At 70.0% G+C, this 21,806-nt stretch carries 23 protein-coding genes and 1 tRNA gene; 7 read left to right on the plus strand and 17 right to left on the minus strand.

Annotation, left to right across the window (positions count from 1 at the left end; genetic code table 11):
- The first annotated feature begins 364 nt into the window (after window positions 1-364).
- Entirely contained in the window at window positions 365-526 is a 162-nt protein-coding gene (locus FHS29_RS36805; protein WP_246440300.1) for a hypothetical protein, read from the plus strand.
- A gap of 173 nt (window positions 527-699) precedes the next feature.
- On the opposite strand, the gene galT is transcribed toward FHS29_RS36805, so the two are convergent.
- The 8 genes from galT to FHS29_RS14710 all read right to left on the minus strand — a co-directional run bounded on the left by galT (window position 700) and on the right by FHS29_RS14710 (window position 7,921).
- Window positions 700-1,785: a galactose-1-phosphate uridylyltransferase gene (galT, locus tag FHS29_RS14675; RefSeq protein ID WP_184691181.1), complete on the minus strand. Its 1,086-nt coding sequence runs from the start codon at window positions 1,783-1,785 to the stop codon at window positions 700-702.
- Window positions 1,782-2,582, minus strand: a complete 801-nt coding sequence (locus tag FHS29_RS14680) for a DeoR/GlpR family DNA-binding transcription regulator (RefSeq protein ID WP_184691529.1) — start codon at window positions 2,580-2,582, stop codon at window positions 1,782-1,784. Before FHS29_RS14680 ends, galT begins: the two co-directional genes overlap by 4 nt.
- A gap of 299 nt (window positions 2,583-2,881) precedes the next feature.
- A complete protein-coding gene (locus tag FHS29_RS14685; protein ID WP_184691182.1) occupies window positions 2,882-4,261 on the minus strand; it encodes a HAMP domain-containing sensor histidine kinase in 1,380 nt (459 codons plus the stop codon).
- Window positions 4,258-4,947 (minus strand): response regulator transcription factor, encoded by a 690-nt coding sequence (locus tag FHS29_RS14690; RefSeq protein ID WP_184691183.1) that lies wholly within the window; start codon window positions 4,945-4,947, stop codon window positions 4,258-4,260. The genes FHS29_RS14685 and FHS29_RS14690 overlap by 4 nt, the downstream gene beginning before the upstream one ends.
- A 52-nt stretch (window positions 4,948-4,999) precedes the next feature.
- On the minus strand, window positions 5,000-5,608 hold the full coding sequence (locus FHS29_RS14695) for a trimeric intracellular cation channel family protein (RefSeq protein ID WP_184691184.1): 609 nt from the start codon (window positions 5,606-5,608) through the stop codon (window positions 5,000-5,002).
- Window positions 5,609-5,617: 9 nt separating this feature from the next.
- Entirely contained in the window at window positions 5,618-6,751 is a 1,134-nt protein-coding gene (locus tag FHS29_RS14700; protein ID WP_184691185.1) for a GNAT family N-acetyltransferase, read from the minus strand.
- 28 nt (window positions 6,752-6,779) lie between these two features.
- Window positions 6,780-7,604 (minus strand): 3-hydroxyacyl-CoA dehydrogenase family protein, encoded by an 825-nt coding sequence (locus tag FHS29_RS14705; RefSeq protein ID WP_184691186.1) that lies wholly within the window; start codon window positions 7,602-7,604, stop codon window positions 6,780-6,782.
- A complete protein-coding gene (locus FHS29_RS14710; protein WP_184691187.1) occupies window positions 7,601-7,921 on the minus strand; it encodes an EthD family reductase in 321 nt (106 codons plus the stop codon). The genes FHS29_RS14705 and FHS29_RS14710 overlap by 4 nt, the downstream gene beginning before the upstream one ends.
- 55 nt (window positions 7,922-7,976) lie before the next feature.
- Between FHS29_RS14710 and FHS29_RS14715 the strand changes: the two genes are divergently transcribed.
- Window positions 7,977-8,621: a histidine phosphatase family protein gene (locus FHS29_RS14715; RefSeq protein WP_184691188.1), complete on the plus strand. Its 645-nt coding sequence runs from the start codon at window positions 7,977-7,979 to the stop codon at window positions 8,619-8,621.
- A gap of 69 nt (window positions 8,622-8,690) precedes the next feature.
- On the opposite strand, the gene FHS29_RS14720 is transcribed toward FHS29_RS14715, so the two are convergent.
- Entirely contained in the window at window positions 8,691-9,518 is an 828-nt protein-coding gene (locus FHS29_RS14720; protein ID WP_184691189.1) for a hypothetical protein, read from the minus strand.
- Between the two features lie 291 nt (window positions 9,519-9,809).
- Here FHS29_RS14720 and rpsR point away from each other — a divergent pair, with 291 nt between their 5' ends.
- Complete coding sequence (gene rpsR, locus FHS29_RS14730) at window positions 9,810-10,076, plus strand: 30S ribosomal protein S18 (protein WP_184691191.1); 267 nt, start codon at window positions 9,810-9,812, stop codon at window positions 10,074-10,076.
- Here rpsR and FHS29_RS14735 read toward each other — a convergent pair.
- Window positions 10,024-10,347 (minus strand): hypothetical protein, encoded by a 324-nt coding sequence (locus FHS29_RS14735; RefSeq protein ID WP_184691192.1) that lies wholly within the window; start codon window positions 10,345-10,347, stop codon window positions 10,024-10,026. The genes rpsR and FHS29_RS14735 overlap by 53 nt on opposite strands.
- A gap of 84 nt (window positions 10,348-10,431) precedes the next feature.
- On the opposite strand from FHS29_RS14735, the gene bluB reads away from it, so the two are divergent.
- Complete coding sequence (gene bluB, locus FHS29_RS14740; RefSeq protein ID WP_184691193.1) at window positions 10,432-11,064, plus strand: 5,6-dimethylbenzimidazole synthase; 633 nt, start codon at window positions 10,432-10,434, stop codon at window positions 11,062-11,064.
- Window positions 11,065-11,165: 101 nt separating this feature from the next.
- A complete protein-coding gene (locus FHS29_RS14745; protein WP_312864917.1) occupies window positions 11,166-12,632 on the plus strand; it encodes a GGDEF domain-containing protein in 1,467 nt (488 codons plus the stop codon).
- Window positions 12,633-12,696: 64 nt separating this feature from the next.
- Here the strand turns inward: FHS29_RS14745 and FHS29_RS14750 are convergent, their stop codons facing one another.
- A complete protein-coding gene (locus tag FHS29_RS14750) occupies window positions 12,697-13,344 on the minus strand; it encodes a response regulator (protein WP_184691195.1) in 648 nt (215 codons plus the stop codon).
- 141 nt (window positions 13,345-13,485) lie between these two features.
- Complete coding sequence (locus FHS29_RS14755) at window positions 13,486-14,106, minus strand: peptidoglycan recognition protein family protein (RefSeq protein WP_184691196.1); 621 nt, start codon at window positions 14,104-14,106, stop codon at window positions 13,486-13,488.
- 170 nt (window positions 14,107-14,276) lie between these two features.
- On the opposite strand from FHS29_RS14755, the gene FHS29_RS14760 reads away from it, so the two are divergent.
- On the plus strand, window positions 14,277-17,456 hold the full coding sequence (locus tag FHS29_RS14760) for a penicillin acylase family protein (protein ID WP_184691197.1): 3,180 nt from the start codon (window positions 14,277-14,279) through the stop codon (window positions 17,454-17,456).
- 58 nt (window positions 17,457-17,514) lie between these two features.
- Here FHS29_RS14760 and FHS29_RS14765 read toward each other — a convergent pair whose 3' ends face one another.
- Both FHS29_RS14765 and FHS29_RS14770 read right to left on the minus strand, forming a co-directional pair.
- A complete protein-coding gene (locus FHS29_RS14765) occupies window positions 17,515-18,258 on the minus strand; it encodes an FkbM family methyltransferase (RefSeq protein WP_221455984.1) in 744 nt (247 codons plus the stop codon).
- A gap of 19 nt (window positions 18,259-18,277) precedes the next feature.
- Entirely contained in the window at window positions 18,278-19,114 is an 837-nt protein-coding gene (locus FHS29_RS14770) for a hypothetical protein (RefSeq protein ID WP_184691199.1), read from the minus strand.
- 222 nt (window positions 19,115-19,336) lie between these two features.
- Between FHS29_RS14770 and FHS29_RS14775 the strand changes: the two genes are divergently transcribed.
- Window positions 19,337-19,409: transfer RNA gene (locus FHS29_RS14775), tRNA-Arg, on the plus strand.
- A gap of 185 nt (window positions 19,410-19,594) precedes the next feature.
- Here FHS29_RS14775 and FHS29_RS14780 read toward each other — a convergent pair.
- From FHS29_RS14780 to FHS29_RS14790, 3 genes are all read right to left on the minus strand, one after another.
- A complete protein-coding gene (locus FHS29_RS14780) occupies window positions 19,595-19,939 on the minus strand; it encodes a hypothetical protein (protein WP_184691200.1) in 345 nt (114 codons plus the stop codon).
- A 179-nt stretch (window positions 19,940-20,118) separates the two neighbouring features.
- The gene (locus tag FHS29_RS14785) at window positions 20,119-20,610 is read right to left on the minus strand and encodes a hypothetical protein (protein WP_184691201.1); all 492 of its coding nucleotides are present in this window, start codon (window positions 20,608-20,610) and stop codon (window positions 20,119-20,121) included.
- A gap of 488 nt (window positions 20,611-21,098) precedes the next feature.
- Window positions 21,099-21,710, minus strand: coding sequence for a hypothetical protein (locus FHS29_RS14790; protein WP_184691202.1), 612 nt, complete (start codon window positions 21,708-21,710; stop codon window positions 21,099-21,101).
- Window positions 21,711-21,806: the final 96 nt, after the last annotated feature.

Below are 21,806 nucleotides of genomic sequence, written 5' to 3' on the forward strand. Positions count from 1 at the left end.
CAGGCGCCCCCTGCTGAGCGCCTGGCTGACCGGGAAAGTCCGACTGGGCACTCCGCCAGTCGGTCGCCGGCGTCGCCGGACCTGGTTGCCAGGCACCCGACGGGCCGGCCTCCGACGTCGTGGGGCCACCCTGCCAGGCACCCGACGGGCCGGATTGCGGTGGCACGGGGCTGCCCTGCACAGCACCCGGCGCACCTTGGTCCGATGTGGCGGCGCCCCCCTGCGGAGCACTCGACGCACCGGCGGCCGGTGCCACGGGGTTCCCCTGCGGAACGCCCACGGCACCCGTGTGCGGCGGCACGGCGTCTCCCTGCGAAACGCCCTGCGCACCTGTCGGCGGAACGGGGCTGCCCTGCACAGTCCCGTGCCCACCGCTGCCCGGCTGCCCAGCACCCTGCTGCTGGGAACCGGCGTCCTGCTGACCGGAGCCGGTACGCGCCCACGGGCTCGACTGCGGCTGCTGCGGCTGCGGCTGCGGCTGCGGCTCGTTCTCGGTCATGTCCACCACTCTGGGGTGTACGCCTGAGAGGAGCCTTAAACGGACCTGGGCATCAGTTGTGAGAATGCGATCTCACGAAGTGGAGTGACACTCATGCCCCCTGACACTCATGCCCCCTGACGTTCCTGCCCCCTGACGCTCCTGCCCCCTGACGCTCGTGCCTCTGACGCTCACGAAGCGGCGCGCACCGGGTGGCGCGCTCACGCGGTCGCACGAAGCCGTTCCGCGATCTGCTCGGGTGTCGCGTCGTTAATCCACACGCCCATACCGGACTCGGAGCCGGCCAGGTACTTCAGCTTGTCCGGAGCGCGCAGCACCGAGAACACCTCCAGGTGCAACCACGACAGGTCGCGCCCGACCGCCACCGGCGCCTGGTGCCACGCCGCGATGTAGGGCAGCGGTCGCTGGTACAGCGCGTCGAGCCGGTGCAGCACTTCCAGGTAGAAGTGGGCGAAGTCGTCGCGTTCGGCGTCGGTCAGCGCGGGCAGGTCGGGCACCTGGCGGTGCGGCACGACGTGCACCTCGACCGGCCAGCGGGCGGCGGCGGGCACGAACGCCGTCCAGTGCTCGGACGTGCCGACGACGCGGGTGCCGGCGGCGCGTTCGGCGGCCAGCACGTCACCCATCAGCGGACGGCCGTGCTCGTCCCGGTACTCGGCGGCCACGGCCAGCATCCGCTCGGTCTTCGGCGTGACGAACGGGTAGCCGTAGACCTGGCCGTGCGGGTGGTGCAGGGTGACGCCGATCTCCTCGCCCCGGTTCTCGAACGGGAAGACCTGCGCCACTCCCGGCAGCGCGTTCAACGCCGCGGTGCGGTCCGCCCAGACGTCCACCACGGTCCGCACGCGCGAGGGCGCGAGAGCCCCGAACGACTTGTCGTGGTCGGAGGTGAAGCAGACCACCTCGCAGTAGCCGCGCCCGGCCGCCCGCGCCACCATCGGCATGCCGTCCACAGTGGAGGGCAGTTCCGGCACGCCCTGCGCGAACGACGGGAACCGGTTCTCGAACACCACCACGTCGTAGTCGGACTCGGGGATCTCGGTCGGCCTGCCCGGCGTCGACGGGCACAGCGGGCACAGGTCCGCCGGCGGTTTGTAGGTGCGGGTCTGCCGGTGGGCGGCCATCGCCACCCACTCGCCGGTCAGCGGGTCGCGACGGACCTCGGACAGGGGGTGCGACCGCGGCAGGTCCCTGGTGTCCACCGCGGACCGCGGCGGCGCCTCCGGGGTGTCGTCGAAGTAGATGATCTCCCGGCCGTCCGCGAGCTTCCCCGCCGTGCGCTTCACCCGAGCTCCTCCTCTTCCCGTCCCGGCACGTGCGCCAGGACCAGCTCCCCGACCCGTTCCCCGAGCACCGCTCGCGCCTGCTCGGCCAGGCCTTCGTCGGTCACCAGCACGTCCGCCTCGTCCAGGCCCGCGATGGTCGAGATGCCGACCGTGCCCCACTTGGTGTGGTCGGCGACCACGACCACCCGGCCCGCCGCGTCCACCAGCGCCCGGTCGGTCTCGCCCTCGTCCAGGTTGGGGGTGGTGAAGCCGGAGCGCTCGGCCATGCCGTGCACGCCCAGGAACACCACGTCCAGGTGCAGCGACCGCAACGCCTGCACGGCCACCGGCCCGACCAGCGCGTCCGACGGCGTGCGCACCCCGCCGGTGAGCACCACGGTCCGGTCGGTGCGCCCGCCCTGCTGCAACACGTCGGCGACCCGGATCGAGTTGGTGACCACGGTCAGGTCCGGGATGTCGTCCAGGAACCGGGCCAGCGTCCACGTCGTGGTGCCGGCGGACAGCCCGATCGCGGTACCCGGCCGGACCAGCCCGGCGGCCTGCTCCGCGATGGCCTCCTTCTCCGGCAGCTGGCGGACCGACTTGGCCTCGAACCCGGGCTCGTCGGTGCTGCGCCCGACCACGGACGTGGCCCCGCCGTACACCTTCTCCAGCAGGCCGCGGGCCGCCAGCACGTCCAGGTCGCGGCGCACCGTCATGTCGGAGACGCCCAGCCGCACCACCAGGTCGCCGACCCGCACCGCGCCGGTGCGCCGGACCTCTTCCAGGATCAGCGCTTGTCTCTGCCGCGCCAGCACGTCACACCTCATCCCTCCATGACGACCACGCCGGTGGCGGGCCGCTCGACGTCGTCGACGGCGTGGTTGATCACGACGGACCACGATACGGGCGTTCCACCCACTCCACCCCGGTGGCGCGAGCGGCCGGGGGACCCGGGCCTGACCTCCCAGGCGTGGTTCACGCCGCGCTGTGGGCAATCCGTCGGATTCCCTGTTCGAACGTGTTCACCCGTAGGAGCGGGACTCCGCCCCGGGCCGCCGGCACCTGGGGGCGTCACGCCGGTCGGGGTGTCGCGCCGGTGCCGCTGCGTCGCCGATCAGGGACGTCCGGGCAGCCGCAGGGTGAACAGCGCCCCGCCCTCCGGCGCACGACCCGCGTAGGCCGCGCCGCCGTGCCGTTCGGCCGCCTGCTTCACGATCGCCAGCCCGAGCCCCGAGCCGGGCAGGGTGCGGGCTTCCGAGGAGCGGTAGAACCGCTCGAACACGTGCGGCAGGTCGGCGTCCGCGATACCGGGCCCCGAATCCGCCACTTCCAGCGCGACGCTGCCGTCGCCCACCTGCCGGAGCTCCAGCCGCACCACACCGCCGGGCGGGCTGAACTTCACCGCGTTGTCCAGCAGGTTCAGCACGGCCCGTTCCAGCGCGCTGGAGTCGCCCAGCAGCGACCACGGCTGCAGCCGCACGTCGAACCGCACGTCCGCCGGAGCCCGCCGGCGCGCCCGGTCCTGGGCCCGTTCGACCACTTCGACCAGGTCCACCGGCTCGTGCACGACCTGCGGCGCGTCCTCGCGGGCCAGTTCCACCAGGTCGCCGATCAGCGTGGTCAGCTCGTCCAGCTGCGCCCGCACGTCGGCGTTGATCTCGGCCTTGTCCTGGTCGGACAAGGTCGGCGCGTCCGGCCGCTCGGAGGCCAGCAGCAGCTCCAGGTTGGTGCGCATGGAGGTCAACGGGGTGCGCAGCTCGTGGCCCGCGTCGGCGACCAGCCGGCGTTGCCGCTCCTGCGAGTCCGCGACCGCGACCAGCATCGCGTTGAACCGCTGGGTCAGCCGGGCCAGCTCGTCGTCACCGGTCACCGGGATCGGCCGCAGGTCGCCGGTCATCGCCACCCGCTCGGTCGCCTCGGTCAGCCGCTGCACGGGCCGCAGCCCGGTGCGCGCCACCGCCGTGCCCGCCACCGCCGCGACCAGCACCCCGAGCCCGCTGATCACGAACAGCACCACGGACAGCTTGCCCAACGTGGTGTTCAGCGGACCCATGGACTGGGCGATCACCATCGCCCGGTCGTCGTCGTAGGGCACGGAGATCACCCGGAACCCGCTGCGCGGGTCGTCCCACAGGTTCTCCAGCTTGGTGCCGGCCGCCACCTCCAGGTCGCCCTCCTGCCACGGCGGCGCGGTGGTGCCCTTCGGGTAGAGCATCTCGCGGTCCACGTTGAGCAGGCCGATCCGCACGTCGCCCGCCGCGAGGAACGCGCCGGGGATCTCGGTGACGTTGTTGTTCACCCGGGGCGCGATCACCGCGGACCGCGCGCGCTCGCGCAGGCTCAGGTTCAGCTGCTCGTCCAGGTTGCTGCTGACGGTCATGTACGCGCCCAGCGAGACCACACCCACCACGCCGGCCACGCAGAACGCGGCCAGCAGCGTGACCCGTGCGCGCAGGGAGACCCGCTGGAACCGCCCGTTGGCGGTATTGATCACGGAGGGGTCTCCCGCAGCACGTACCCGACGCCGCGCACGGTGTGCAGCAGGCGCGGCTCGCCCTCCGCCTCGGTCTTGCGGCGCAGGTAGCCGACGTAGACCTCCAGCGCGTTGCCGGAGGTGGGGAAGTCGTAACCCCAGACGTCCTCCAGGATCCGGCCGCGGGTGAGCACCTGCTTGGGGTGCGTCAGGAACAGCTCCAGCAGCGCGAACTCGGTCCGGGTGAGGCTGATCGGCCGCTCGCCGCGCCGCACGTCCCGGGTGCCGGGGTCCAGTTCCAGGTCGGCGAACCGCAGCACCGCCCCGGTCGGCTCCTCGGCGTCCGCGGCGGCCCGCCGCAGCAGCGCCCGCAGCCTGGCCAGCAGCTCCTCCAGGGCGAACGGCTTGGGCAGGTAGTCGTCCGCCCCCGCGTCCAGCCCGGACACCCGGTCGGACACCGCGTCCCGCGCGGTGAGCACCAGGATCGGCAGGTCGTCGCCGGTGCTGCGCAGCCGGCGGCACACCTCCAGCCCGTCCAGGCGGGGCATCATGACGTCCAGGACCATCGCGTCCGGACGTTGTGCGACAACCGATTCGAGGGCCTGTCGGCCATCACCGGCCAGGTCCACCTGGTAGCCGTTGAACTGCAGTGAGCGGCGGAGCGACTCACGCACGGCCCGGTCGTCGTCGACAACGAGGATGCGCATGGGGGTCAGTCTTGCCCTTCGTCCTGAGAGCCGCCTGAGAAGGCGGTGTGAGCTAGCCGTCAAGTTTCCTGGCGACGGGGGCGTTCCAGCCCCGCCACAGCGCGAGCACCCGGACGGTGATGATCAGCACCGACCCGGCGACCGCCACCACGTCGGCGGGCAGGTGCAGCCGGTCGCCCAGCGCGACGGTCACCGCACCGCCCAGCGCCGCCACCGCGTAGATCTCCTTGCGCAGCACCAGCGGGATCTCGCGCAGCAGCACGTCGCGCAGGGCGCCGCCGCCGATGCCCGTCGTCATCCCGACCAGGCACGCGGCGTACGGCGGCGCACCCAGCGCCAGGGCGGTGGACGTGCCCGCCGTGACGAACAGCCCGAGCCCGATCGCGTCCAACAGCAGCACCGCCCGGCGAAGCTTCTCCACGGTCGGGTGAAACCAGAACACGATCAGCCCGGTGCCGCCCGCCACGGCCAGGTACGGCCAGGTCACCAGGGCGGTGGGCGGGCGCACCCCGAGCAGGATGTCCCGCATGATCCCGCCGCCCAGCGCGGTGGTCAGGGCCAGCACGGTCACGCCGAACACGTCGAGCCGGGCCCGCACCGCCGCCACCGCCCCGGAGGCGGCGAACGCGGCGATCCCGATCAGTTCCAGCGCGGTGAGCACCCAGGGAGGCTAGAAGAAGTCCGCCAATCGGGGCACGCCGGGCGCGCCGACCAGCCGGTCGAGCAGGGCCGCGTCGCCGTCCAGCAGCCCGGCCCGGCGCAGCGCGTGGCTGTCCTGCATGCCGCTGAACCACGGCCCGAGCGCCCGCGCGTGCAGCCGCACCGCCCCGTCGCCGCCCGGCTCGACCCGCACCGACCCGTCCTCCACGACCAGCCGCTGCCTGCCCGCGTGCCACGGCGCGTGCTCGTCGACCACCTCCAGGTCCACCGCGGCGGGCTTCAAGGCCTCCGCCGCGGGCCAGCCGCGGGCCGCGACCGCCGCCGGCAGGTCCACCACCCGCAACTGCCACACCGACGTGTTCACGGTGTGCCGGATGCCCTGGTTGGTCAGCAGCCCGGTCACCGCCGGGTCGGTCACCCGCAGCGACACCTGGTCCAGCAGCCCCGCCCAGCTGGTCAGCTCGCGCAGCAGCCCCAGCTGGGTCGCCGCGTCCCGCCCGACCAGGTCGAACACCCGCAGGCCCTCGCGGCTGCGCTCGGCGGTGAGGTAGCCGCGCACCTCGCCGTCGTGGCCGGGCACCACGGAGACGATGTCGAGCTTGAGCACCTCGGCCACGTCGATCGCCGGCTTGGTGCGGTCGAGCAGCCCGTTCACCGTGGACGCCAGGTCGGTGTAGCAGGCGTGCAGGGCGTCCAGGTCGCCTTCGCCGGCAGGTCGGGCGAGCACCTTCGGCGCGGTGGGCAGCCGGTCGATCGACACGTCCAGCCACTCGAACACCCCGGCCCGCTCCCAGCCCCGCGACCGGTACAGCGCGGGCACCGTCGCGTACAGCGCCGACAGCGGCTGCCCGTGCTCGCGCAGGTCCGCCAGCGACCGGTCGAGCAGGCCGGTGGCCAGGCCCCGACCCCGCGCGTACGGGTCGACGGCGACGCCGCCGATGCCCGCCATCGGCACCGGCGCGCCACCGTAGAACTGGTGGAACTCGCTGATCGAGAGCACCGCCGCCGGACGCCCGTCCAGCTCGGCGACCAGGCCTCGGCGGCCCGGTCGCAGCGGTGGGTCCTCGGAGGTGCTGCCGAAGGCGACCTTGCGCAGCCTGCGGACGTCGTCGGTGTCGTTCTCGTCCAGTTCCCTGATCAGCACGACGTCCTGCTTACCAGGAGCGCCCCGGTCACCAGGTGAAGAAACCCCGCCCGGTCTTGCGGCCGAGCTCACCGCGGGCGACCTTGTCCCGCAGCAGCCGCGGCGGCTCGAACCGGGGCCCCAGCTCGGCGGCCAGGTGCTCGGCGATGGCCAGCCGGACGTCCAGGCCGACCAGGTCGGTGAGCCGCAGCGGACCCATCGGCCAGCCGTAGCCCAGCCTCATGCCGGTGTCGATGTCGTCGGCGGTGGCGACGCCCTCCTCCAGCATCCGGATCGCCTCCATGCCGACCGCGACGCCGAGCCGCGAGGTGGCGAAACCGGGCGCGTCCCGCACTTCGATCACGGTCTTGCCGAGTTGCTCGGCCCACTTCCGGGTCTTCGCCAGGACGGCGGGCGACGAGCCGTCGTGGTGGACCAGCTCGACCAGCTTCTGCACCGGCACGGGGTTGAAGAAGTGCATGCCGACGACCCGTTCGCCGGGCAACCCCTCGGCCAGCTCGCCGATGGACAGCGACGAGGTGTTGGACGCCAGCACGGCGTCCGGGCAAGCGCTTGCGGCCGTGCCGAGCACGCGGCGCTTGAGCTCGATGTCCTCCGGCACGGCCTCGATGACCAGCTCGGCGGGCACGTCGGCCAGGTGCTCGACCACGGTCAGGTTCCGCAGCAGCTCTTCGGGGCTCCGGTCCAGCCTGCCCCGTTCGACCGCCTTGGCCAGGGACGTCTCGACGGCGTCGCGCGCGGCGGCGACCCGTTCCGCGCCCGACTCGGCCAGCACCACCTCGTGCCCGCCGGCGAGCAGCAGGTGCGCGATGCCCGCGCCCATCGTGCCGCCGCCGATCACCACCGCGATCATGCTCCGACGACCTCCGCCGCGAACATCGCGACCAGCTCCATGCCGCCGATCTCGCCGAGGTTCGCGCCGGCCGCCTGCCACTCCGGGGAGTCGAACGCGGTCTTCATGTCGGCCTCGGACGCGAAGTACATCTCGGCCACCAGGTGCGGTTCGTGCTCGCCGAAGAAACCGGGCACGAGGACCCGGCTCACCTTGGCCACCTCGGCGCGGACCAGACCGGGGGTCTTGGCGACCAGGGGCAGGTGGGTGGCGAAGTAGGCCTCGTCGAACTCGTCGACGTTCTCGGGTTTCCGGTACAGCGCGATGTACTTGATCATGTGACACCTTCCGTCCGGTTTCGCCGCCGGACTGTAACATCGGCACGATGGCAGGGTGCGGATCATCCTGCTGCGCCACGGACAGAGCCTGGGCAACATCGACGAACTGGCGTACTGCCGTATACCCGACCACACCCTGCCCCTCACGCCGTCGGGCGAACAAGAGGCCATCGCGGCCGGTCCCCGCGTCAAAGCCCTGCTGGGCGACGCCCCGGTGGCCGTCTACGTGAGCCCCTACGTCCGCACCCGCGCCACCCTGCGCGGTCTGGACCTCGGCGCGCAGGCCGAGCGCGTGGTCGCCGAGCCGCGCCTGCGCGAACAGGACTGGGGCAACCTCCAGGACCCGGTGCAACAGGAGGTGCTCAAGCACCAGCGGCACGCCTTCGGCCACTTCTTCTTCCGGCTGCCGAACGGCGAGTCCGGCGCCGACGTGGACGACCGCCTGGCGGCGTTCCTCACCGACCTGGAGACCAGGATGGCCCACCCGGACCACCCGGACACGGCCCTGGTGGTCTCCCACGGCCTCACCATCCGCCTGCTGTGCCGCCGGCTGTTCGGCTGGAGCATCGAACTGTTCGAGTCCCTGTCCAACCTGGAGACCTGCGAGCACCGGGTGCTGGCCCACGACGGCACGAGGTGGCACCTGGACCGCCCGTTCGTCCAGTGGCGCGCGTCCCCGGACGGCGAGACCCAGGACTAGGCCGCCCAGGACCAGGCCGCCTGGGACCAGGCCGCGCAGACCAGGCCGCCTGGGACCAGGCCGCGCAGACTAGGCCGCCGACGTGCCCGGGACGGCCTTCGCGTCGGCGCGGGCCAGCCAGCTGTCGTACAGGTCCCGGTAGTGCCCCGCCCGCGGCGACGGGTCGTCCGGCGCGACCCGGTCGTAGAACTCGAACGGCCGGATCCGCCCGTTGTCCGCCCATTGCAGGTACGAGAGGAAGACCGTGCCGTCGCCGAACCGGAAGCCGTGCGCGATCGGCACGCAGGCGTAGGACTTCAGCTCGACCGCGATCCCGCGCCGGCGCAGCTCGTCGCCCTCCTCGGCGAGGAACGTCCGGATCCGCTCCTGGCTGCGCCGCGCCTCCCCGGCCCACTCGGACGGCAGCTCACCGGACCGCTCGATGAACGCCGGGTCCAGGCAGTACAGGGTCACCCGCCAGCCGGAGGGCCGATCGTGCGACATCAGCAGGTTCGCCAGCATCGGCCACGTGGTGTTCAGCGTCAGCCCCAGCACCTCCACCCGCCGCCGACGCCGCCCGACGGCACCCCACCGCGCTCCGGACAGCACGTCGTTGATGGAGTGCGTGACCTCCTCCCCGGCACGGGTGGTGACCGCCGCGCGCAGCGACCGCACCTCCCGCCCGAGTTGGTACACGGCGATCGTGGCGACCTCCAGCATCACCGCGACCAGCGCCACCAGGCCCTGCTGGTCGAGCTTGCCGACGTAGCGCTCGAGCACCACCCGGGTGGGCTCGATCGTGGTGAGGATGAGGTAGATCCCGGTGAGCAGGGCCAGGGCGGTGGTGACGGCCTCCCACACGTGCCGGATGCGGGAGGACACCGGCGCACCGGGGGCCTTACGACGCTTGATCGCCACCCCGGTGACTCTGGCGCAACGGGGACGTGCGGCACAACGGCTGCCGGCTACAAGACCTGTCGCCTTGCGGCTGTCGGGATCGCCCGGTCCCGCGCGCCTCCCACGTCCCGTCCCCGACCGGAGAACCGGTCGAACCGCCGCACCTTCCCGAGCGGCGCACCGAACACCTCGGCGGTCCGCGGAACACCCGGCGCCGGAAGGAAAGGCGGTTCACCCGCGCGCGTACTACCAGGTGTCGGGCCTGTGCCGCCTGCGGTTGCGCGAGATGGCCCGCGACGGTGAGCTGACCCAATGCCGACAACTCGAACCGGTAGGAGAGCCCACGTGCCGAAGATCGAACGCCCGCCGAAGAAGCGGGTCAACCTCCTGCGCAGGGAGGGCGTGACCACTGTGGACTGGAAGGACACCAACCTGCTGCGCAAGTTCATCTCCGACCGGGGCAAGATCCGCTCCCGCCGGGTGACCGGCCTGACGCCGCAGCAGCAGCGCCAGGTCGCGACCGCGATCAAGAACGCACGGGAGATGGCGCTGCTGCCCTATCCCTCGCAAGGCCGCTGAGCGAGGCGGTGCCGGCCACCGCCAGCACCGCCAACGCGGACCAGTCCGGCACGAAGTGCCCCGCCGACCCGATCACGAAACTGCCGTACAGGCCCCAGCACTGCACCGCGGTGAGCGCCGCGCCGACCGGTGTGGTGATCAGCGACACCGCCAGCACCACCGCGGTGAGCAGCACCAACGCCGCCGACGACCAGTTACCGGCGACCACGGTCGCCACCACCCCGCCCGCGAAACCCAACGCGGACCCGTGCACACCGCCGACTTCCGACATGGCGGACCATTCAACGCCCGGTTGAGACGGACGCCACCGTGCGGACGCGAAGTTCACCGGATCGCGTGAGGCACGATCGTCCGAATGAGCTTCTACGACGTCGTGCACCGCCGCCGGGACACCAGGGGTGAGTTCACCGGCGCCCCCATCCCGCCGGACGTGCTGCGCCGAGTGCTCGACGCCGCGCACGCGGCCCCCAGCGTGGGCCTGTCCCAGCCGTGGGACTTCATCCTCGTGCGCGACGAGCACACCCGGCGCGCGTTCCGCGACCACGTGCAGGCCGAGCGCAGCGTGTTCGCCTCCGGACTGGACGGCGAGCGCGCCGGGACGTTCGCCCGGATCAAGGTGGAGGGCATCCTGGAGTCCACCCTGGGCGTGGTCGTCACCTACGACCCGGACCGCGGCGCGCCCGCCGTGCTGGGCAGGCACGCCATCGCCGACGCGGGGCTGTACTCGGTGTGCCTGGCCATCCAGAACCTGTGGCTGGCGGCCACCGCCGAGGGCCTGGGCGTCGGCTGGGTGAGCTTCTACCGGGAGGACGCGCTGCGCCGGCTGCTGGGCATCCCGTCGACCGTGCGGCCGGTGGCCTGGCTGTGCGTGGGGCCGGTCGACGCCCTGCCGGACACCCCCGACCTGGAGCGCCACGGCTGGCGCAACCGGCTGCCCCTTGAGGCCGTGCTGCACGAGGAGCGGTACACACGGCGTTCATCCCGGTAGCCTGTTGGGGCCGTGCCGCTGGCGGGCGGGCCCGCGTACCCGTCCGCCGAGTCGGAATGGAGTGTCGAGCACGAGTGGAGCAGCGAGATCCGCTGGTAGCGGTGCCCCAACAGGACCTTGAGGTCAAGGCGTTGCTGAACGCTGGGCGCCTGCCGGAGGCGAACACGCTGTTCGACCAGGTGGTGAGCCGGGTGCCGCCCGGCGTGGACCGGTGGACGCGCTCCGCGGTGCTGGTCAACCGGGCCAAGCTGGCCTGGCGGCTGGGCCGCATCCCGCTCGCGCTGGAACTGGCCGCCGAGGGCTGGACCGACCTGGACGCCGAGCACGCCGACAGCCCGGCCGCCGCCCAGGCCATGCTCGCCCTGGCCTACCTGCTGGAGGGCATCGGCAACCGGCGGGCCGCGGTGGACATGCTGCGGCTGTCCGTGCAGGTCGCCCGGCGCGCGAACGTGCCCGAGGTGCTCGGCCACTGCCTCCAGGGCCTGGGCGGCACGCTGAACTTCCGCGCCATCTCGTCCCCGCCGTCGCTCGCGCCGGGCATCTTCGCCGAGGCCCGCGACCTCCTGCGGGAAGGCCTGGAGCTGGCGCAGGACGAGCAGATGCGGCGCGCCCTGCTGGGCGCCTACAGCCGTTCGCTGGCGGGCGTGGGCGACCTGGAGGCGGCCGAGGAGGCCGCCGACGAGACCTTGCGCCAGGCCACCAAGGCGAGCGACAAGTGGGCGCAGGCGGTGGCCAACTGGGTGCTCGCGGTGGTGCGGCGGGACCAGGACGCGCTGACCGAGGCCCGCACGCTGGCCAGCCGCGCGGTGGCGGCGGCCGAGGCGATCAACGACCCGTCCCTGCTGCTCAGGTTCTCGTTGGACCTGGCGGACATCTGCGCCCGGATGAACGACCCGGTCGGCGAGTCGGCCGCGCTGCGCTGCTCGGTGGCCGCCGGCAAGACCGCCGCCGAGACGCTCCAGGAAGGACTCGCGCAGGCCCTGGAGCAGCGCCGGGTGGCCGTGCAGGCGCAGCGGCTGGCCGTGGCGGCGCAGGAAGCCGCCGCCCGCGACCCGTTGACCGGCCTGGCGAACCGGCTCGGCCTGGAACGCGCCGCGGCGGGCCTGCTGGAGAGCACCGCCGCCCGCGGCCGGGTGCCGTGGCTGGTGCTGGTCGACGTCGACTGGTTCAAGGGCGTCAACGACGACGCGGGCCACGCGGCGGGCGACGCGGCGCTGCGCGAGATAGCGCAGCTGCTGCGCCGCGAGTGCCGGGCGGGCGACCTGGTGGCCCGTTGGGCGGGCGACGAGTTCGTGGTGCTGCTCGGCGACTCCGGAGGCAACTCGCACGACGTGGGACCGACCGTGGCCGAACGGATCCGCGCGGCGGTGGCCGGGCACGACTGGACGATGGTCCTGGGCACCATCCGCCGCCCCACCGTCAGCATCGGGGTGGCGGCGGGACCGGCCAAGTTGGACCAGCTGTTCGCAGCCGCCGACATGGCGCTCTACCGCGCCAAGCGGCACGGCCGCAACCGGGTGGAAGTGGAACCGACGGTCGAGATCCCGGAGATCGTCAGCGGCGGTTAGCCGGACTCCCGTCACGCGACCGGCTCCCGTCACGCGACCGACCGCGGCGCGCGAGCGGCTGCGGTCAGGCGATCAGCCCGCCGCGGAACGCGACCAGCGCCGCCTGCACCCGGTTCACCGCGCCGATCTTGCCCAGCACCGACGACACGTAACCCTTGACGGTGGCCTCCGACAGGTGCAGCGTCCCGCCGATCTCCGCGTTCGACATGCCCTGTCCGATCAGGACCAGCACCTCGCGCTCCCGTTCGGACAGCGACGCGAGCAACCGGCGCGCGGGCTCGGCGGCCCGTTCACCGTCGGCGACGGCGGCCAGCACGCGGGCGGCCACCCCGGGGTCGAGCACGGCCCCGCCCAGGGCGAGGTCCCGGACCGCCCGCACCAGCTGCTCGGGTTCGGTGTCCTTGAGCAGGAAGCCCGACGCGCCCAGGCGCAGCGCCTCGGACACGTACTCGTCCACGTCGAACGTGGTGAGCATGGCGATCTTCGGCGGGTCGGGTATGGCGCGCAGCCGGCGCAGCGCCATGAGCCCGTCCGAGGACCGCATCCGGATGTCCAGCAGCACCACGTGCGGGCGGTGCTGGCGGGCCAGGTCGGCCACCAGGTGCCCGTCGTCGCACTCGGCCACGACCTCGATGTCGCCGGAGCTGTTGAGGATCATGCGAAGGCCGGACCGGACGAGGTCTTCGTCATCGGCCAGCATCACCTTGATCACGACGCCTCCCCGCTTTGGCGTTTCGTGTTCGTACCCGCCCAGCATCGCGCACGAACACGCAAGCTGACGTTAATGCACCGTTATCTCACCACGGAATGGCAACGGAACCGCCTGTTCACAGTTGCCAGGAAATGTCCGAGGTCAGCCGAGGACGCGCGCGACTTCCTGGCGCAGACGCGGCAACAGGGCGTAGAGCTTGTCGCCGGGGCAGAGCGTGTCGTGGTAGTCGCGGTGGCCGAAGATCTCACGTGGCGGGATGCCGTACTGCTCACACGTGAACGCGCAGAACGACACCAGCGAGTCCCACTGACCGGCCGGCGGTTCGACGGTGAGGTAGGTGCCCTCGTTCTCGATCCCGACGGCTTCGACGTTCTGCCCCGGGCAGTGCGCGCCGACGACGATTCGATCGGCGGCCCGGAGCGCGTCGAGGCTGCCGTGCCGCCCCTCCATGAGGAATCCGCCGCGGCTGTTGGTGAAGTGCTGGCCGGAGTCGATCCAGCCGTTCTTGTCCATGTGGAGGTCCTGGATCCACCGCGCGTGGGCGTACGCGTGCTCCTGGCCGAAGTCCATGGAGTTCTCCGACGCGGTGTGGTGCACCAGGATCCGCACCGGGCGCTGCCGTACGACCGGCGGCGGTTGGGCGGGCGGCCGTGCCGACCAGTCGGCACACGTGCGGATGGGCGGGACGGGTGAGGCGTGCGCCGCGGGGGCGGCCAGGAAACCGGTCGCGACCACACCGGTCAGCAGGGTTCGGCGACGCATCACGTGAGGTGTTTTCCCAACTCTCGCGTACACGGTCAAGGGTCAACACCCGATCGGTGGACGCCCGAGAGAACACGAAGCTCTTTCGCGAATCACTACCTGTCAGTAACGTCCGTCACACGACTGCTTCCCGAGCGTCACCGAGCCCCGCTTGGAAGGAGCTTCGCGTCATGCGGAGAGCCGCCCGATCCCTGGCCGTGGTCGCACTCCTCGCCACCGCCGCCATCACCGTCCCGGCCGCCGAAGCGGCACCGGAGACGACCGCGTTCACCCCTGACGACCACTGCCTGGGCCAGTGCCACGACGTGCTGCCGCCCGGCCAGAACGGCAACGCCACGCTCGCCGAGATCCTGGCGCACAAGGCGCTGGGCACCCGTCCCGCGCACTCCGCCGACCGGCTCGGCAAGTACGACGCCCTGGTCTCCGGCTATTCCGGGCTGACCAACGACCAGCTCGGCGAGTTCTTCGACGACGCCTCCTTCGGGGTGCCCGCCGGCCAGGTCGAGAGCACCGTCAAGCCGCGCGCGGACGTCACCATCATCCGCGACAAGACCCTCGGCATGCCGCACATCTACGGCACCACCAGGTCCGGCACCGAGTTCGGCGCGGGCTACGCCGCGGCGCAGGACCGGCTGTGGCTGATGGACCTGTTCCGCCACCTCGGGCGCGGGCAGCTCACCGGCTTCGCCGGTGGCGCCGAGGGGAACCGGGTGCTGGAGCAGAGCTTCTTCAACCAGATCCCGTACACCGAGGCGGACCTGCAACGGCAGATCGACCAGGTGGCCACCCGAGGCCCACGCGGGCAGCAGGCCGTGCAGGACGTGACGGACTACGTCGCCGGCATCAACGCCTACCTCACGGCGTCGGTGAACGGCCGGTACTTCCCCGGCGAGTACGTCCTCACCGGGCACGCCGACGCGATCACCAACCGCAACGACATCCAGCCGTTCAAGACCACCGACCTGGTCGCGATCGCCGCCGTCGTCGGTGGGCTGTTCGGTGCGGGCGGTGGTGGCGAGGTGCAGAACGCGCTGGTCAAGCTGGCCGCGCAGAACCGTTACGGGGCAACGGTCGGCGAGCGGGTGTGGCGGTCGTTCCGGCAGCAGGACGACCCCGAGGCCGTGCTGACCGTGCACGACGGCCGGCGCTTCCCGTATGCGACGACACCCGCCGACCCGCAGGGCGTGGCGCTGCCCGACGGGGCCGTGACGCCCGAGCGCATGGTCTACGACCAGACCTCGGCAGCACCGTCTACAGTGGACGTTCCGGACGATCTCAAGGCCGTACAAGGGATCTTCGCCGACGGTGTGCTGCCGGCCGACCTGCTGACCAAGAAGCACGGCATGTCGAACGCACTGGCCGTGTCCGGCGCGCACACCGACACCGGCAACCCGATCGCCGTGTGGGGACCGCAGACCGGCTACTTCGCACCGCAACTCCTGATGCTGCAAGAACTCAACGGCCCCGGCATCCGGGCCCGCGGCGTCTCGTTCGCGGGCGTGAGCATGTACGTGCAGCTGGGTCGCGGCATCGACTACTCGTGGAGTGCGACTTCGGCCGGGCAGGACATCACCGACACGTACGCCGTGGAGCTGTGCGAGCCGGACGGCCGTCCCGCCGGCGCCGCGTCCGTGCACTACCGGTTCCGGTCGGAATGCCTTCCCATGGAACGGATCGAGCGCAAGAACGCGTGGCGGCCGACGGTCGCCGACCCGACACCCGCCGGGTCGTACGCACTCGTCATGTACCGGACGAAGTACGGCCTGGTGCAGAGCCGCGCGCAGGTCGGCGGCAAGCACGTGGCGTACACCTCCCTGCGCTCGACGTACCTGCACGAAGTGGACTCGATCATCGGGTTCCAGGAGTTCAACGACCCGGAGGCGATCAAGTCCCCACAGGACTTCCAGCGCGCCGCGGAGCACATCGGCTACGCGTTCAACTGGTTCTACGTCGACTCGAAGGACACCGCGTACTTCAACTCCGGCGCGAACCCGGTGCGCAAGCCCCACGTGGACCCGAACCTCCCGATCAAGGCGGAGCAGGCCAACGAGTGGGAAGGCTGGAACCCGGACCGCAACACGGCGTCCTACACCCCGTTCGACCAGCACCCGAACTCGATCAACCAGGACTACTACATCTCGTGGAACAACAGGCAAGCCCTGGGCTACGCGGCTTCCGGCTACGGCAACGGCTCCGTGCACCGGGGAGACCTGCTCGACGACCGGATGCGCGCGCTGATCTCCGGTGGCCGCAAGGTGACCCGGACGTCGTTGACCCAGGCGATGGCCGAGGCGGGCGTGGCAGACCTGCGGGCCGAGCAGGTGCTGCCGGATCTGTTGCGGGTCATCGACACGGCCGCTGTCGCCGATCCGGCGCTGGCCGCGACCGTGGGCAAGCTGCGTGACTGGCAGCGATCCGGTTCGCTGCGCAAGGAGACCTCGCGTGGCAGCAAGGCTTACGCGCACGCCGACGCGATCCGCGTGCTCGACGCGTGGTGGCCGATCCTGGTCCGTGCGCAATTCCGGCCCGGACTCGGCGACGCCCTGTACACCCAGCTGACGCACGCCTTGCAGGTGGACGAGGCACCCTCGGACGCCCACGGAACCGCGCCGCACAAGGGCTCCTCGTTCCAGCACGGCTGGTGGAGCTACGTGGACAAGGATCTGCGGACCGTGCTCGGGGACTCCGTCGCCGGGCCGCTGGGCGCCGAGTACTGCGGCGGCGGGGATGTCGCGTCGTGCCGCCAGGTCCTGCTGGACAGCCTGGCGCAGGCGGCAGCCGTCCCGACAACCACGGTCTACCCCGGTGACGCGAGCTGCGCGGCGGGCGACCAGTGGTGCGCGGACACCGTCATCCACCGGGCGATGGGTGGCATCACGCACGACAAGATCCACTGGCAGAACCGGCCCACCTACCAGCAGGTGGTGCAGTTCCCGTCCCGGCGCGGCACGGACCTCACGAACCTGGCGTTCGGTGCCGCGGCGTCTGCCGGCAGCTACGAGCGCGGCTGGTACCGCTCGCCGCCCGGGAACGCCGTGGACGGCAGGGCGAACACCCGCTGGGCCAGCGACTGGAGCGACCACCAGTGGCTCCAGGTCGACCTAAGGGCGTCACGCACGGTCGGCCGGGTCGTGCTCAGCTGGGAAGCGGCTTATGCCAAGTCGTACCGGATCGAGGTGTCGACCGACGGCACCCGGTGGCGGGAGGTCTTCGCGACGAAGGCGGGCGATGGCGGGCAGGACCTGGTCGCGTTCCCGCCGACCGCGACACGATTCGTACGAATGACCGGTACCCAACGGGCCACGAGTTACGGATACTCGCTGTACGAGCTTGAGGTCTACGTGACGTAGGCCGGTCCGCAGGAAGACCCCGGTCCACCCCCAGGGACCGGGGTCTTCCGCCTTCCCGCTAAGGCCGGAACAGGTAGTTGCGCACGTCGGGCCGGATCCGGTCGACCTGCTGCCAGGCGTTGCGCTGCCACGCGTGCATCCGGTAGCCGCGCTCGGCGAGCCACTCCACGAGGTCCTGGGAGCGGTATCCGAACCGCCGCACGTGACGTTCCTCGACCTCCAGGAGGAGTTTCGGTCGAAACCTCTCAATGGTGTCCGCGCCGCCTTGCAGGACACGGAGTTCCGCGCCTTCCACATCGGCCTTCACGAAGTCCAGCCGCTCGATCCCGTTGGCCGCGCAGAACCGGTCCAGGGTGTCCGTGCGCACCAGGACTTCCAGGTGCTGGTCGAACTCCACGTTGGACCCCAGCCCGTCCGCGCCGGCGGTGAGGAACGACCGGCCGGTGACCGGCAACCCGTGCCGCACGGGGACGCTCATCACGTCCTGGCCCTCCCGCGTGCCGAGGGCCACGCAGTGCCGCACGACGTTGCGCCCTTCCCGTGGCCGCAGCAGGTAGGACAGCGCGGGATGCGCGAACACCAGGGGTTCGACGCTGTGCACCCTCCCGTGTGGACCGACCAGCCGGGACAACGACACGGTGTAGAGACCCAGTGCCGCGCCGATGTCGACGCAGACGTCACCGGGCCGCACGACATCGCGCAGGCCGATCAACTCGGGTTCGATGAACGGCGTCACGCGGGCCAGCACGCGCAACGCGCCCGCCACCGCCGCACCGCGCACCTCGGTCAGGTTCTGGTTCACACCGCCCACAGTAGAGAAATCAGTTCAACGGCTTCGCCCCGTTCTGGTGCGGGAGGCCGACCTGCTCGGCGAACTCGGTGGCGACCGAGGCCCCGCCGTAGATGCCGAGAGCCTTGGCCAGGTGCAACCGGAGGTCCTGCCGGTGCCCGTCGGTCAGCCGCGGCAGAGCGCTCTCGAAGCTGGTCACCAAGGTGTCCGCCCAGTGCCCGTCCCCGCGCTGCGACGCGATCCGCACGAGTTCACCGAGCTTGTCGGCCAACGCGACGGCCTGCTCCACCTGGTACCCGTTGCGGTGCAGCCACCAGATCACCGCGGTGGACAGGTCGGTCAGCACCTCGTCGCGCAGGTACCGGATCTCGGCGCGTTCGGCGTCCCGCTCGGCCTGCCGGACGGTGGTGGTCTGCAACAGCTCGATGTGCTTGCGGGCCATTTCGAGGTCCGCGTCGTCCACCGACAACTCGACCCCTTCCGCCCGCGCCCACACGTGCGTGCCGTCGACCTGCCGTTCGGCCGCCAGCTCGTCGCCCAGCTGGTGCTGGAGGGGGGCGTGGTGCACCAGCATGGCCCGCTCGGTGACGGTTCTGGCGCGCCGCACGATGTCGTTGATGGCGGCGCTGCGAGGCGCGTTGTGCCGAGCCCCGGTGGTCAGGTCCAGCCGCCAGTGCACGGTGAACCGAGCCCGGAAGTCCAGCCCGTAGACGGCGCTGGGCAACGGGGTCTCGAAGGCGTGCTGGTGCGAGGAGGAAGGAGGTTCGAACGTGAACTCCTCCACCTCCCGGTTCCACCGCCGCCGCCACCAGGCCCCCACCGCACCCAGGGGTCCGGGCCGGAAGTCAGGCCAAGGTCTGCCGCTCATGGAGTGTCTCTCGCCGAAGGTCGAAGATGCCTCCGTCTCTACCGGACCCGCCACCCGCAGAGAAGGTGGCCTACCCCACTTCCCCCCAACAGCGGACACAAGAAACCCGCAGACCACCCGGACCACCACACCGAGCAACCCCCGACGTCCACCCGAGTGACCCACCGGACACCCGCCCCACCCCTCAGCCCCCACCACCACACCCGGTACTCTGCCCGTTGCGCCCTCGTAGCTCAGGGGATAGAGCATCGGTTTCCTAAACCGTGTGTCGCAGGTTCGAATCCTGCCGGGGGCACTCACCTTTCGCCGGGTGAATCAGGCCCTGAGCAGCGGCAACGCGCTCGGGGCCTGATCTTTTCCGTCAGTCGCCATCGGCTGAAATCGGCCGCCGTCTGCCGCCCTCCACGGACTCACCACGGACTGACGACCCGTCCGACTCGATGAGAGCACGGCAAGCGTCAGGTGGCACGCCTTCAGCAGTCATGCCGAGGCCGACGGGCGCAGCTCCGAACGTCCGAGGACCAGAAGCTCCAGGCCCACCTGGTTGCTTTTCGTGCGCGCAAAATCTACCGCAGACACAGGGATCTCCCCAACAGATGCCATCAAATGCACATCTGCATTCATCCTTGAACTACAAGCGACGACCCGAGAAATCTGGTTTTCATCAAACTCGCGCGGGCTCGTTTTAACTTCGCCGATCAATACCTTGCCGGCATACAAGGCGATGATATCGACTTCATTGGCGGAACCGTCGCGAAATGTAACATCGACACCGGGAAGCGCAAATACTGATGGGTCGTTCTTCTTCAGCGCCTCAATGGCCATAAGATGCGGCAAGACTCCTTGGTCGCTAGCTCGATCCAAGAAGGAGTTCAGCCGGTAGTAGGCAGTAAGACCGTTCTTCGTTCCCGCAAACTTCTGTCCATCCCCACAAGCAGGGCACCGTGCTGGCCCGGATACAGACGACATCGGCAGAAAGCTTGCCACACCACATCGAGAGCAATCTATCTCGAGACCACGCTCCGCCCATTCAAATTACATAGCGCTTCAAGCGCAAGCATTGCAGTATATCCGGCGAGCCCCTTAACGTCCGCAGCAGTCCTATACCGCCGTTCAGCGCGGCCTCCCCACCGCGCCGCCAATTCCATCATCTCAGCGTCCTCATCACCACGCTCACGCATGGAGCGGAGTTGCTTTACCAACTCCTTGGAGCGTGGAGTAGTAAGTTCCGCAACAGCCTCGAACACTCCGTCCTCGACAAGTACAGAAGACTTTGCGGACAGAGCGGCACCTATCCTGCCCTTATCGGACAAAGAGTATTCCAGCCCTGCGCTTCTGAGTACAAGGTCAAGCGCTTCACCGAGGCTTGGCACCTTGAGGTCGAAGTCGAAGAATCTGTTAACCGAAGTTCTGACTTGCAACATGCCGTTAGACCAGTCGGCGTTTGCCAAGATTTTCTGCGCAACCTCGTCACGTTTGGGCAGTGAGTCAAGCACTGCACTACGAATTCGAATCAGACTCCTGTGCCCATACGACGCGAGCTTCATAGGGGTTTCCGCGCGTAGCGAGTAGCCGAGAGCCGTGGCGTGCCCCGTACCCGCACCTTCTGACCGTAAGTACGATGAAACGATACCCAAGCGCGAGGGTCATATGGCGGATTAACCTTGAAGGTGAACGGAGCTGAGCGAATATCTGCCGGCCACCTGTGCCCGACACGGACCCCTTCTTTTGAAGGTCGAAGGTCGAAGTCTTCTGCAATTTCGAGAAGGTGCGACTCTGGCACGTTCCGGCTCCACAATATTACATCCGGGGAGAATTCGTCGCGACGAGACAACCTTTCGTGCAACGCTTCCTTGAACCCCGACCATTGTCCCGTGGCAACATCACCGAGTATAAACATCGGGAGATCGACGAAACAGTAGGGGCGAAGAGCGCGAAGATTCCAAAAGAATAGACAGTCCAGAAGGTCGCCGCTCTTAGTCACCTAGATAACCGCAGGAGTAGAGCCCAAACCACCTTCCGTACGATCCTCACCAAACTGGACAACGGTGCGCTCGAGCATCGTGGTGCCACGCAATGCGGAATGCGCAATCTGCCCGTCACCACTCAGCTTCACAACTTCAATCTGCTCTTGCTGGAGCATCTTAAGGTGGTCATCGGCGAGATCCCCGGCTGCAACAGCGTGCCACAACGGCGACCTCTCACCCGCAATTACCGGAATCTGCGCTGGTTCGTCCGTCAAGAGGGCCAGCGGGTGCATAGTCGATGCCGACACTGGAACTCGATCGATATGCTCCAATTCCACGCAGGGGAGGCCGACGCGTTTACCGACTGTGCCAGCTTCCTCCGCCGAAATGTCCACAGCGACGAGCACCGCGACGTCACTGACCTCCAGAAGTTGCTCATACCAAGGGTCGATTTTTCCGCCGACTCGGACAGCAATGACCGGTTCTGCCATCCCGCCCCAACGACCGGACGCTTCTTGGATAGCCCGCCGAAATCCAGAACGGCTGCCAGCACGAATCAGATAGGCAGACCGCGATGGCAGGCAAGTGATGTCGAACCATGCGCTGCTTACGTTGAGCGTTCCTGCCATCGCGCCCCATCCAAGCTTAGTTAGCCGTAAAGACGTTCGATGGTACTGTTTACAACCTCTGGCTGCCCATCGATGCACTTCGCGTAGACCTTCAGC

Source organism: Saccharothrix tamanrassetensis, from assembly GCF_014203665.1.
GTDB classification, from domain to species: domain Bacteria; phylum Actinomycetota; class Actinomycetes; order Mycobacteriales; family Pseudonocardiaceae; genus Actinosynnema; species Actinosynnema tamanrassetense.

What these genes read in the sequence shown, in the direction of transcription:
- FHS29_RS14780 (WP_184691200.1), bottom strand. Translation starts at nt 19,939, where the DNA reads ATGGCCATTGAGGCGCTGAAGAAGAACGACCCATCAGTATTTGCGCTT.
- FHS29_RS14705 (WP_184691186.1), bottom strand. Translation starts at nt 7,604, where the DNA reads ATGATCGCGGTGGTGATCGGCGGCGGCACGATGGGCGCGGGCATCGCG.
- FHS29_RS14735 (WP_184691192.1), bottom strand. Translation starts at nt 10,347, where the DNA reads ATGTCGGAAGTCGGCGGTGTGCACGGGTCCGCGTTGGGTTTCGCGGGC.
- FHS29_RS14790 (WP_184691202.1), bottom strand. Translation starts at nt 21,710, where the DNA reads ATGGCAGGAACGCTCAACGTAAGCAGCGCATGGTTCGACATCACTTGC.
- FHS29_RS14690 (WP_184691183.1), bottom strand. Translation starts at nt 4,947, where the DNA reads ATGCGCATCCTCGTTGTCGACGACGACCGGGCCGTGCGTGAGTCGCTC.
- FHS29_RS14755 (WP_184691196.1), bottom strand. Translation starts at nt 14,106, where the DNA reads ATGCGTCGCCGAACCCTGCTGACCGGTGTGGTCGCGACCGGTTTCCTG.
- FHS29_RS14770 (WP_184691199.1), bottom strand. Translation starts at nt 19,114, where the DNA reads ATGAGCGGCAGACCTTGGCCTGACTTCCGGCCCGGACCCCTGGGTGCG.
- FHS29_RS14760 (WP_184691197.1), top strand. Translation starts at nt 14,277, where the DNA reads ATGCGGAGAGCCGCCCGATCCCTGGCCGTGGTCGCACTCCTCGCCACC.
- rpsR (WP_184691191.1), top strand. Translation starts at nt 9,810, where the DNA reads ATGCCGACAACTCGAACCGGTAGGAGAGCCCACGTGCCGAAGATCGAA.
- FHS29_RS14710 (WP_184691187.1), bottom strand. Translation starts at nt 7,921, where the DNA reads ATGATCAAGTACATCGCGCTGTACCGGAAACCCGAGAACGTCGACGAG.
- bluB (WP_184691193.1), top strand. Translation starts at nt 10,432, where the DNA reads ATGAGCTTCTACGACGTCGTGCACCGCCGCCGGGACACCAGGGGTGAG.